The following is an 11,239-nucleotide window of genomic DNA, read 5'->3' as shown; positions in this document are numbered from 1 at the left end:
CGTCTCCATGCTGACGCTGCCGTCGTAGCGGTCACGGTGGAGGATGCTCGCGGGCTCCTTCGCCGCGGCGCCCATGCCGACATAGATCAGCCGGTCCTCGGCGATGCCGCGGCGGCGCGCTTCGGCAAGGCTGGTGACGATGAAGCCAGCGCCTTGGTTCACCGACGAATTGGCGACCATCAGCTTCGAATAGGGAAAGGCGATCGGCCGGTTGCGCTCGTCGACCTTTAGGATGTCTGCGGGCGATGCGGGTTTGCGGATCCATGCGCCGTCGTTCGCGGCGGCAACTTCGGAGAAGCGCGACCAGATTTCGGCGCTCTCATATTGCGCGTCCTCAAGGCTCTGGCCCCAAGCGGCGCGCGTCGCATTTTCGTAGAGCGGATAGACGTCGACCGGCGCCGACAGGCCGTGGACCTGCGCATAATTGGGTTCGCGGCGGGTCGCGACCTGGCGGACGGCATTGTAGCTCTTGTCCTCGCCCTTCGCGGCCTTGGCGACGCGACCGGCGGCAGTGCGCAGTGCTTCGGCGCCGACGATGGCGGCGAGTTTGATTTCGCCCGCGCCGATGCGGTTCGCGGCCTCGTTCAGCAGGCGGATCGGGGTGTCGCCATGCGGGGCGTCGGACTGGTAATTGATCTTCGGGGAGGCGCCGATCGCGGCGGCGAGCGGTTCGGGCAGCTTGCCGAGACTGTGGAAGCTGATCTGGTCGACGATCGCGAGGCTCTCGATCTCGCCGAGCGACACGCCGGCATCCGTGGCCGCGACCTCAAGCGCCGCGACCATCAGCCCGAGCGAGTCGAGGCCCTGATCGGGGTCTTCGGGGCGGTCGTTGACCTGGCCGACGCCGATAATGACGGGGATCAATTCGGGATCGGTCACGCTCATGTCAGCGCGCCTTCCACTCGGGCTTGCGCTTTTGCGCAAAGGCGAGCGGGCCTTCGCGTGCGTCCTCGCTGCGCATCAGCATATTGCGTTCGAGCGTATTGGCTTCCCACGCCGCGGCATCGGAGGCGATGCGGCCCTCGTGGATGCCGAGCGCGACGCGCTTCGATACCTGCACCGACAGCGGGGCGTTGGCCGCGATCTTTTCAGCGAGCGCGATCGCAGTGGGCATGAGCTCGGCAGGCGCGACGACGCGGTTGGCGAAGCCGTAGCGGTGCGCGGTCGCGGCATCGAAGGGGTCGCCGGTGAGCAGATGTTCCATCGCGAGCTTCTGCGGCAGCTGGCGCGCGATGCGGAAGGCTCCCCCCGCCGCGGCGAACAGCCCGACCTTGACCTCGGGCAGCCCGAACTGCGCATTTTCGGAGGCGACGACGATGTCGCTCATCAGCGCGATCTCACAGCCGCCGCCGAAGGCGAAACCGTTGACTGCTGCGATGATCGGCTTCGAGATCGGGTGCGCGACCATGCCGGCGAAGCCCCAGGCCTGCTGCGCCTTGTCCGCGGGAAATAGCATCTCGCCGCGCGACACGGCGACGAGATCGGCGCCGGCGCAGAAGCTCTTGTCGCCCGCACCGGTAATGATGACGACGCGGATTTCGGGGTCGTTCTCGGCGTCCTCGAGTGCGGTGCCGATGCCGACATGCACCGCCGCATTGACCGCGTTGCGCGCCTCGGGCCGGTTGATCGTGACGATCAATATATGGCCCTGGCGTTCGCTCAGGACGGCTGCGGCGGTGGTGTCGGTCATCGAATCTCTCCCTTTGTCGGGGAGAGTATCGACGCAGGTTGACGTTTACGTCAACCGTAAACGACCGCTGTTAGATTGACTGGCCGGTCTTCGCCCAGTCGGCGAGGAAGCCTTCGATGCCCTTTTCGGTCAGGATGTGCTTGAACAGCCCCTTGATGACCGATGGCGGCGCGGTCATCACGTCAGCGCCGATCTTGGCGGCTTCGAGCACATGAATGCCGTGGCGGACGCTCGCGACGAGGATTTCGGTTTCATAGCCGTAATTGTCGTAGATCAGGCGGATGTCCGAGATCAGCTGCATGCCGTCGAAGCCATTGTCGTCGTGGCGGCCGACGAAGGGCGAGACGAAGGTCGCGCCCGCCTTGGCTGCGAGCAGCGCCTGCGCCGCCGAGAAGCAGAGGGTGACGTTGACCATCGTGCCGTCGCCGGTCAGCGCCTTGCAGGTCTTGAGTCCGTCGATCGTCAGCGGCACCTTGATGCAGACGTTCGAGGCGATCTTGCGGAGGACTTCGGCCTCCTTCATCATCGTTGCATGGTCGAGCGCGACAACCTCGGCCGAAACGGGGCCGGTGGTCAGTGCGCAGATTTCGCGGGTGACTTCCTTGAAATCGCGTCCCGATTTGGCGATCAGCGACGGGTTGGTGGTCACCCCGTCGAGCAGGCCGGTCGCGGCGAGTTCCTGGATGTCGGCGATTTCGGCGGTGTCGGCGAAGAATTTCATGGCGGGCTTCCTGTTGGGAGGGCGATTCGTGAGATGCCTATAGCGGCCTAGCGGCCGAGGCCAAAGACGGCGGTGAGCAGCGGGCTGCCGGTCTCGCGCGGATTGGCGCGGATCGCGGCTTCCTCGCGGCCGATCGCGCGATAGATGGCGTCGTGCGTCCGGTCGCTGACGTCCTGCACCAGCCCGCGAAAGTCGATGCCCGTCGTAAAGCGCAAGGCTTCGGTCACCACCGCATTGTCGGCAAGGCGCAGGCCCTGATCGATGCCGGGGAATATCGCGCCGACCAGACTGCGCCCCATCGATCGTTCGAGCAGGTCGGTCGCGGCGGTCGGGCCGCCCCGGACGATTGCCGCGGCGTCGGCGATGCTGATCGAGCGGATGGCGTCGGCGACGAGCGGCGCGGCGCGTTCGGCGCCGGCCTTCGCCGCGCTGTTCACCTGCCGGGTCAGTCGGTCCTTGAACACGCCCGATAACAGCACGCGCGATAGGGTCGACGAAGCGCCGGTGCCGCCGAGCTCGGGCGGCAGGTCGATACGCGCGATCTGGCTGTCGTAGAATCCATTCGGCTGCAGCAGCAGCGCGAAGGCGCGCTGCGACGAGAGGCTGAGCAATTCGCGGATCGCGTCGGTCAGGCTGCGGCCCGGCAAGCTGGCGCAGCCGGGAAGGGCGAGCAGCGGCGAAAGCGCGAGGCCCGACAACAGCGTCCGGCGCTCGGTGAGCAGAGCGGTCATCGTCATTCTCCCGAATCTAGTAGCGTTCCGCCTTTGTTCCGATTAAGCGGGCGGCATGGCCAAAGCGAAGCGTCAATATGTCTGCCAGAATTGCGGCTCTGTCACCTATCGCTGGCAGGGACAATGCACCGATTGCGGCGAATGGAACACATTGGTCGAGGAAGCGGGTGAAAGCGTCTTTTCGGCGAAGCATGACCTCAGCAAAGGCGGGCGCAGCATCGCGCTCGAAACGCTCGACGCCGCCAGCATAATGCCCGAACGCATGCTGTGCGGGATCGCCGAATTCGATCGCGCGCTCGGCGGCGGCTTCGTTGCGGGATCGGCGACGCTGATCGGCGGCGATCCGGGGATCGGTAAATCCACCCTGCTGCTGCAGGCGGCGGGGCGGCTGGCGCTCGCGGGCAAGTCGGTCGTCTATATCAGCGGCGAGGAAGCGGCGGCGCAGGTGCGGTTGCGTGCGCAAAGGCTGGGGCTAGGCAAGGCGCCGGTGGCGCTGGCGAGCGCGACATCGGTGCGCGACATCCTTGCGACGCTGGGGAGCAGCGACCCCGATTTCGTCGTCATCGATTCGGTCCAGACGATGCACAGCGATCTGATCGAGGGCGCGCCGGGGACGGTGAGCCAGGTCCGCGCTTCGGCACAGGAACTGATCCGCTTCGCCAAAGACAGCGGCGCGGCACTGGTGCTCGTCGGCCATGTCACCAAGGACGGGACGATCGCGGGGCCGCGCGTGCTCGAACATATGGTCGATACGGTGCTGGCGTTCGAGGGCGAGCGCAGCCACCAATATCGCATCCTGCGCGCGGTCAAGAATCGTTTCGGCGGTACCGACGAGATCGGGGTGTTCGCGATGGGCGAGGGCGGGCTGGGCGAGGTCGCCAATCCGTCGAGCTTGTTCCTGACTGATCGCAGCCGCGACGTGCCGGGGTCGGTAGTGTTCCCGGCGCTGGAAGGTACGCGCCCGGTGCTCGTCGAGGTGCAGGCGCTGACCGTGCGGTTGGCGAGCGGGGCGACCCCGCGGCGCGCCGTGGTCGGCTGGGACAGTGGGCGGCTCGCGATGGTGCTCGCGGTGCTGGAGGCGCGCTGCGGGTTGCAACTCGGCGGCGCGGAGGTCTATCTCAATATTGCGGGCGGTTATCGCCTGACCGATCCGGCGGCCGATCTGGCGGTCGCGGCGGCGCTGATCTCGGCGTTCAGCGAGCGGCCGGTGCCCGCCGACGCGATCGTGTTCGGCGAACTGTCGCTCTCGGGCGAGGTGCGCCCGGTCGCGCACGACGCGTTGCGGCTGCGCGAGGCGGCGAAGCTCGGTTTCTCGACCGGCTGGGGGCCGAAGGGGATGAAGGGCGTCGGCGGGATTTCGGTGACCGGTTTCGCCCGGCTCGGCGAACTCGTTGACCTGATGCTCGGGCGCGACTAGCGACCGGCAAATGGGAAGTTTGACGGCTTTGGATATCATCGTGCTGACGCTCGTCGGCGGCGGCGCGATACTCGGTTTTTCGCGCGGACTGGTGCAGGAGGTGACGACCCTCCTCGCTTGGGTGCTTGCGATCCTCGCGGTGCGCCTGTTTCACGGCATGGTGACCAGCCTCGTCAGCGGCTGGGTCGGGACCGAAGGCGGCGGCGCGGTGCTGGCGTTCGTGATCGTTTTCGGCGGGGTGTTCGCGGCGGCCAAATGGGGATCGCGCGCGATGGGACGGCGCAGCCGTGCCTCGCTCGTCGGCGGGTTCGACCGCGGGCTGGGTGCGGGGTTCGGGGCGGTGAAGGGGCTGCTGATCGCCTCGATCGGCTTCATGCTGGTGACCCTGCTGTATGACATCGGCTACGGCAATGCGCAGCGCCCGGCGTGGATGACCGACAGCCGCACCTATCCGGCGCTTAATGCCACGAGCGCGGCGATGAGCAAAGTGATCGCGGAGCGCCGCGCCGAGGCGCGCGCCGCCGAATCCGATGGCAACAAGGACGCATCCAGCGCGGGCGCGAAATGAGCGCGCCGCTCTATAATCGCGACATCCTGTCGCTCGCGGTCGCCACCGCCGAATATCTGCCGCTGCCCGATGCGGCCTATCACGCCTCGCTGCGCGCGCCGCTGTGCGGGAGTCGGATCATCCTCGATCTCGATACCGACGATGCCGGTTTGGTGAAGGCGATCGGCCTGCATGTTGAAGCCTGCGCACTCGGCCAGGCGTCGGCGGCACTTCTCGCGCGTCATGCGACGGGCAAAGGGCTGAGCGACATCCGCGCCGCGCGCGCCGCCATCGCCGGCTGGTTCGGCGGCGGCGATGATCGGCCCGACTGGCCAGGCTTCGACCTGCTGGCGCCGGCCAAGGATTATCCCGCGCGGCACGGCGCGATCCTGCTGCCCTTCGATGCGGCGATCGCTGCGCTCGAGGCGCAGGTGGCGCGCGCATGATATCGCTCGCGCTCGCGGCGGCGGCCAGCGAGGCGGCGGCGGAAAGGATAACCGATGCGGCGCTGATCGAGGCGACGATCCTGCTCGGAGTCGCGACGCTTTTCGTCCTGTTGTTCCGCCGCCTCGGCCTGGGCGCGGTGCTCGGTTATCTGATCGCCGGCGCGCTGGTCGGGCCGCACGGGCTGGGCTGGGTCGGCGGCGCCGAATCGAAGCTGGCTTTTGCCGAAATCGGTATCGCCTTCTTGCTGTTTCTGGTCGGGCTGGAACTGCATCCGCGGCGCCTGTGGGACATGCGGCGGGCGATCTTCGGCCTAGGCGCCGCGCAGGTGGTGGTCACCGGCATCATATTGTCGGCGCTGATCTTTGCGACGCTTGGTTTCAGCTGGCAGGCCGCGCTCGCGCTCGGCCTGCCGCTTGCGCTCTCCTCGACGGCGCAGGTTCTGCCGGGGCTCAAAAGTTCGGGCACGATCAACTCCCCGTTCGGCGAAAAGGCCTTCTCGATCCTGTTGTTCCAGGATCTGGCGATCGTGCCGATGATCACAATCGTCGCCGCGCTCTCGCGCGCACCGGCGAACCCTGCCGCGCCGCCGGGATGGCAAATGGCCCTCTATACCGTCGCGGCGATCATCGTACTCGTTCTGGCCGGGCGCTTCGTGATCAATCCGCTGTTGCGGATGGTCGGGCGTTACGGCGAGCGCGAATTGTTCGTCGTCGTCGGCCTGTTCGCGGTGCTGGCCAGCGCGGCCTTCATGCACAGTTTCCACCTGTCGACCGCGCTGGGCGCTTTCGTAGCGGGGGTGATGCTCGCCGATTCGCCGTACCGGCACGAGATCGAGGCCGATGTCGAACCCTTCCGCCTGATCCTGCTCGGGCTCTTTTTCCTGGCGGTCGGCATGGTCCTCGATATCGAGGCGGTGATGGCGCGGCCGCTGCTGGTGGTCGCGCTGGCGGCGGGTCTGGTGGCGGTGAAGGTTGCGGTGCTGACCTTGCTCGTGCGGGCGTTCGGCCGACCGTGGAAGGTGGCGCTCGGGCTCGGCCTGTTGCTGAGCCAGGGCGGCGAATTCGCTTTCCTGCTGTTCACCCAGGCATCGGACGCGCTGCTGATTGCGCCCGAGGCGGCCAGCTTGTTCAGCGCGGTGGTGACGCTGTCGATGGTCTCGACCCCCTTTTTGATGCTGTTCGCGCGCAACCTGGAATTCGCGCCCGACACCAGCCGCAAGCTGCTCGAAGATCCCGAACATGCACCGCGCGGGTCGGCGCTCGTCATCGGTTACGGCCGCTTCGGCCAGATCGTGTCGCAGATGCTGCACGCGGTCGATTGTTCGGTGACGCTGATCGACAAGAAGCCGAGCCAGATCGAGCTGTCCGAACGCTTCGATACCAAGGTCTATTTCGGCGACGGGTTGCGGCTCGACCTGCTGCGCCGTGCGGGCGCCGACGAGGTCAAGCTGATCGTCTATTGCATCGACGACCGCAGCGTCGACGCCGCGGCGCTGCGCCCGGTGGCCGAGGCTTTCCCGAACGCGAAGATACTGACGCGCGTGTTCGACCGGCGCCAGTTGCTGGCGATCGACGGATCAGGGGTGAGCGGCGCGGTGCGCGAGGTGTTCGAAAGCTCGATCGCGCTCGGGCTGATGGCGCTGACCCATCTCGACATCGACCGGCGTGAGATCGAGGATGTCGAGGCGGCGCTGCGCCACCTCGACGAGGTCCGGCTGGGCGCGCAGATGGTCGATGGTGATTTGTCGGCGGGCATGGACCATCGGTTCCAGCCGGGCGGGAGCCGCGAGGGGACGAGTATCCTCGAGAAGTTGCGCGAGACGCGGGCTGCGGCGAAGGCGGCGCGCGACGAGGCGGAAGTTGGCGAAGGTGCCGCGTAGCGCGACATCGGTGCGCCGATAGTTATCCAGTTGGTGAAGTGTTCCGCGCGCCGTCGAGGAAGGCGGCGACCTTGTCCAGGCCATAGGCGTCGGTGACGAAGCTCTGCCCGATGCCGCGGGTCAGGATCAGGGGCAGCTTGCCGCCGCGTACCTTCTTGTCATGCGCCATATGGCCGGAAAGTGTCGCGCCGTTGCTGTTGACCCCCGCGCTGGCGAGGCTGTGCGGCAGGTCGACGCTGGCAAGATGGGCGCGGACGCGCTCGGCATCTTCCTTCGAACACAGGTCGTTCGCGGCCGAAAACTGATGCGCGAGCACCATGCCCGCGGCGACCGCCTCGCCGTGGAGCAGCCGGTCCGAATAGCCGGTCTCGGCCTCGAGCGCGTGGCCGAAGCTGTGCCCGAGGTTGAGCAAGGCGCGGACATCCTGCGTTTCGCGCTCGTCTGCGGCGACGATCCGCGCCTTGGCGGCCACGCTGTGCGCGATCGCCCGCGCGCGCGCCGCGCTGTCGCCCGCGAGCAGCGCCGCGCCATGATCTTCGCACCAGGCGAAGAAGGCGGCATCGTCGATCAGCCCATATTTGACAACTTCGGCATAGCCCGCGCCGAGTTCGCGGCGCGGCAGCGTTTCGAGCGTCGTCGGGTCGATGACGACGAGCGCGGGCTGGTGGAAGGCGCCGATGAGGTTCTTGCCCGCGGGGACGTTGATCGCGGTCTTGCCCCCGACGCTGCTGTCCACCTGCGCGAGCAGGGTGGTCGGCACCTGGATGAAATGGCAGCCGCGCTTGACGATACTGCACGCGAAGCCGACGAGGTCGCCGATCACGCCGCCGCCGAGCGCGATGACATGGTCGCCGCGTTCGACACCCTCGCCGATCAGCCATTCGGTGAGGCGCGCGAGCCCCGCCCAGCTCTTGCTGCCCTCGCCCGCGGGAAGGACGAGCGACGAGAAACTGACATTCTCGGCGCCGAGCGAGGCGCCCAGCGGCAGCAGATAATGTTTGGCAACATGCTCGTCGGTGACGATCATCGTGCGCGGGCGCTTCAGCAGCGGGGCGACGTGCTGCCCGATGTCGCGGAGCAGCCCGTCGCCGATCAGAATCGGATAGCTGCGGTCCCCAAGTTCGACGGTCAGGCGTTGCATTCCGGATTGTCCCACTGTGACAGGGCCTCCATGATCGCGCGCACGGTGTGATCGTGCGGGCTCGCCGCCGAACTGACGCGGATATGCGCCTCGGCATAGATGGGATTGCGGACCGCCGCGAGTTCGCGCAGCACCTCGCCGGGGTCGCGGTTCTTGAGCAGCGGGCGGTGGCTGCGGCGGCCGACGCGTTCGACCAGGGTCGGGATGTCGGCATCGAGCCAGATCGACAGGCTGGCTTCCTTGATCAGCGCGCGCGTCTCGTCATTCATAAAGGCGCCGCCGCCGGTCGCGAGGATGAGCGGCTGGCCGGTGAGCAGCCGCGCGATCACCCGGCGCTCGCCGTCGCGGAAATGCGCCTCGCCGAAACGCGCGAAAATCTCCGAGATCGTCATGCCCGCGGCGCGCTCGATCTCGTCGTCGGCGTCGGCGAAGCGCATGCCGAGCCGCGCGGCGAGCCGGCGGCCGATCGTCGACTTGCCCGACCCCATCAGCCCGACGAGCACGATCGGCCGCTCGCGGATCGTGGCGGGCAAAGGCCCGGAGTTCCCTCCGGCCGGGCTTTTCGGGTTTCGCGTCATGCCGGGCGCGGCTATACCCGCTGGGCCGCGCGGGACAATGGTTTTGCTGCGCCGCGCAAAACGGGCTTCGGGTCGGCAAAAGGATCGCATTGGATATTGCGCAGGCAAGGCAGATCGGGGAAAGGCCGCTGGATCGGACGATCGGTCGTGCTGCTGCTGATCCTGCTGGCCTTCTGGCTGCTGCTGATTTTCCTTGGCCGACCGATCGAACCGCGAATGATTGAGGTGGATGTGACCGACCAGATTGCCGCAAGCGCGTTGCCCGAAGGCAAGTCCGAATGAGCAGGAAACTGATCGCGCTGTCGCTCGGCCTGTCGGGCGCCGCCGTCGCTGCCGCGCTGGTGTTGCCCGCGCTGGCGCAGGAATCCCTGCTGCCTGAAGGCTTCGGCAATCCGTCCCCGGCACCGAGCCCGTCGCCGACCCCCGCGCCGACCGCGACGCCGACGCCGTCCGCGACCCCGAAATCGACCGGACCGACCCCGCCGACGGTCACCGCGACGCTGCCCGGCACCGACACGGCAGCGACCGGTGACGACGAAGTCGAGGATGGCGAAGAGGTCGAACCCGGCACGCTGAAATATGACCTGCCGCCGGGCGCCCGGCGCCTGCTCACCCGCATCGGCCCGCTGACCCCAGAAACCGGCGGCCTCGCCCCCGATGCCTTTGGCGTGCGCGGCCAATATGCCGCAGCGATCATGCGCGCGACGCGCGGCCCGATCGCCTCGCGCTGGGGCGCGATCCTGCTGCGGCGCTCGCTCGCCTCGGCGATCGACACCCCCGACACGATCAACGGCGCCGACCTGGCCGCCGACCGCGCCGGATTGCTGCTGCGCATGGGCGAGGCGCCGATCGCGCGTTCGATCGTCCAGTCGGTCGATTACGACCGCGCCAGCCCGCGGCTGGTCGCGACCGCGCAGCAGGTGTTCCTGGCGAACGCCGATCCCGCCGGCCTGTGCCCCTATGTCCCTGCGGGCCTTGCGCATGGCGACGAGCAGAGCTGGCGCCTTTCGGCGGGCATCTGCGCGGGGCTGTCGGGCGAAGCCGGCCCCGCCGGCTGGGCAATGAGCCGGGTGCGGTCGAGCGGCAAGGTGTCGAATTTCGACATATTGCTCGCCGAACGCGTGCTCGGCGCGAGCGGCGCGGGCGGGCGATCGATCACCATCCAGTGGGACAAGATCGACAAATTGACGAGCTGGCGCTTCGGCATGGCGACCGCGACGGCCATCCCGATCCCGACGACGCTGCGCGAGACCGAAACGCCCGCGATGCGCGCCTGGACCGTGCTCGCGCCGATGAGCGCGATGGCCGACCGCATCGCCGCCGCGCCCGACGCGGCGGCGCGCGGGGTGCTGTCGAGCGAAGCCTATGTCTCGCTGCTCAGCGCCGCCGCGGCCGACGAGGATCCGTCGGACAGCCTGACGACGCAGACCGACCTGCTGCGCAGCGCCTTTGGCGGGGCGAGCGGCACCGAGCGCTATGCCGCGATGGAAAGCCTGTGGGGGCAGGGCGCGAACCCGATCGACCGCTATGCGGCAATGGTCGCGACCGCGCGCGCCGCCGCGGCGCTGCCCGTGGGCACCGATGTCGGCGACGATCCGTGGCAATTGATCGGGGCGATGCTCGCGGGCGGATACGACAATCGCGCGATCGACTGGGTGCCGTCGGTCAATGTCGGAAGCCGCGCCTGGGGCGTGCTCGCGGTCGGGTCGCCGCGCCCGCTCAACGGCACCACCGCAAGCGCGGTGTCGAGTTTTTCGGGCAGCGACGACAGCAAGGATTACCAGCGCAGCAAGCTGCTGCTCGCGGGCCTCGCCGGACTTGGCCGCATCGACAGCGGGCAGGCGGCGTCGGCGGCGAGCGACCTCGAGGTCAATCTGGGCAAGCAGACGCGCTGGACGCGCGCGATTTCGGAGGCCGCGCAGCGCGGCGAGCCGGGCATGGTCGCGTTGCTTGCGGCGACGGGCATGCAGGGCGACTGGGCGACGATGCCGCCCTATCACCTTTATCATATCGTCAAGGCGCTGCGCGAAGTCGGGCTGGGGTCCGAGGCGCGGATGATCGCGGCCGAGGCGCTGGTCCGGGTCTGAC

The 11,239-nt window shown here is 68.0% G+C and carries 11 protein-coding genes and 1 pseudogene; 6 read left to right on the top strand and 6 right to left on the bottom strand.

Going from position 1 to position 11,239, the window contains the following annotated elements; translation table 11 throughout:
* The 4 genes and pseudogenes from B1A78_RS03845 to B1A78_RS03830 form a co-directional block, all read right to left on the bottom strand.
* Positions 1–885, bottom strand: a pseudogene (locus tag B1A78_RS03845) (acetyl-CoA acetyltransferase); the annotation flags it as partial.
* Between the two features lies 1 nt (position 886).
* Positions 887–1,690 (bottom strand): enoyl-CoA hydratase-related protein, encoded by an 804-nt coding sequence (locus B1A78_RS03840; RefSeq protein ID WP_077145687.1) that lies wholly within the window; start codon positions 1,688–1,690, stop codon positions 887–889.
* Between the two features lie 70 nt (positions 1,691–1,760).
* Complete coding sequence (gene fsa / locus B1A78_RS03835) at positions 1,761–2,411, bottom strand: fructose-6-phosphate aldolase (RefSeq protein ID WP_077145686.1); 651 nt, start codon at positions 2,409–2,411, stop codon at positions 1,761–1,763.
* Between the two features lie 47 nt (positions 2,412–2,458).
* Positions 2,459–3,142: a DUF4197 domain-containing protein gene (locus B1A78_RS03830; protein WP_077145692.1), complete on the bottom strand. Its 684-nt coding sequence runs from the start codon at positions 3,140–3,142 to the stop codon at positions 2,459–2,461.
* A 55-nt stretch (positions 3,143–3,197) separates the two neighbouring features.
* Here B1A78_RS03830 and radA point away from each other — a divergent pair, with 55 nt between their 5' ends.
* Genes radA through B1A78_RS03810 form a run of 4 tightly spaced genes read left to right on the top strand, consistent with a single transcriptional unit; the run spans position 3,198 to position 7,432 of the window.
* Complete coding sequence (gene radA / locus B1A78_RS03825) at positions 3,198–4,559, top strand: DNA repair protein RadA (RefSeq protein ID WP_077145685.1); 1,362 nt, start codon at positions 3,198–3,200, stop codon at positions 4,557–4,559.
* A gap of 10 nt (positions 4,560–4,569) precedes the next feature.
* A complete protein-coding gene (locus B1A78_RS03820) occupies positions 4,570–5,127 on the top strand; it encodes a CvpA family protein (protein WP_144037673.1) in 558 nt (185 codons plus the stop codon).
* Positions 5,124–5,552 (top strand): iron-sulfur cluster assembly scaffold protein, encoded by a 429-nt coding sequence (locus tag B1A78_RS03815; protein WP_077145683.1) that lies wholly within the window; start codon positions 5,124–5,126, stop codon positions 5,550–5,552. The genes B1A78_RS03820 and B1A78_RS03815 overlap by 4 nt, the downstream gene beginning before the upstream one ends.
* Positions 5,549–7,432, top strand: a complete 1,884-nt coding sequence (locus B1A78_RS03810; protein ID WP_077145682.1) for a cation:proton antiporter — start codon at positions 5,549–5,551, stop codon at positions 7,430–7,432. Before B1A78_RS03815 ends, B1A78_RS03810 begins: the two co-directional genes overlap by 4 nt.
* A gap of 22 nt (positions 7,433–7,454) precedes the next feature.
* Here the strand turns inward: B1A78_RS03810 and aroB are convergent, their stop codons facing one another.
* Both aroB and B1A78_RS03800 read right to left on the bottom strand, forming a co-directional pair.
* Positions 7,455–8,573 (bottom strand): 3-dehydroquinate synthase, encoded by a 1,119-nt coding sequence (gene aroB / locus B1A78_RS03805; RefSeq protein WP_077145681.1) that lies wholly within the window; start codon positions 8,571–8,573, stop codon positions 7,455–7,457.
* The gene (locus B1A78_RS03800; protein ID WP_083733804.1) at positions 8,561–9,151 is read right to left on the bottom strand and encodes a shikimate kinase; all 591 of its coding nucleotides are present in this window, start codon (positions 9,149–9,151) and stop codon (positions 8,561–8,563) included. Before B1A78_RS03800 ends, aroB begins: the two co-directional genes overlap by 13 nt.
* Before the next feature lie 147 nt (positions 9,152–9,298).
* On the opposite strand from B1A78_RS03800, the gene B1A78_RS23050 reads away from it, so the two are divergent.
* Positions 9,299–9,433 (top strand): hypothetical protein, encoded by a 135-nt coding sequence (locus tag B1A78_RS23050; protein ID WP_256837453.1) that lies wholly within the window; start codon positions 9,299–9,301, stop codon positions 9,431–9,433.
* Positions 9,430–11,238, top strand: a complete 1,809-nt coding sequence (locus B1A78_RS03795) for a hypothetical protein (protein WP_077145679.1) — start codon at positions 9,430–9,432, stop codon at positions 11,236–11,238. The genes B1A78_RS23050 and B1A78_RS03795 overlap by 4 nt, the downstream gene beginning before the upstream one ends.
* Position 11,239: the final 1 nt, after the last annotated feature.

It is taken from the genome of Sphingopyxis sp. KK2, from assembly GCF_001990265.1.
Classification (GTDB): domain Bacteria; phylum Pseudomonadota; class Alphaproteobacteria; order Sphingomonadales; family Sphingomonadaceae; genus Sphingopyxis.
This window is presented reverse-complemented; position numbering and strand designations above follow the sequence as displayed.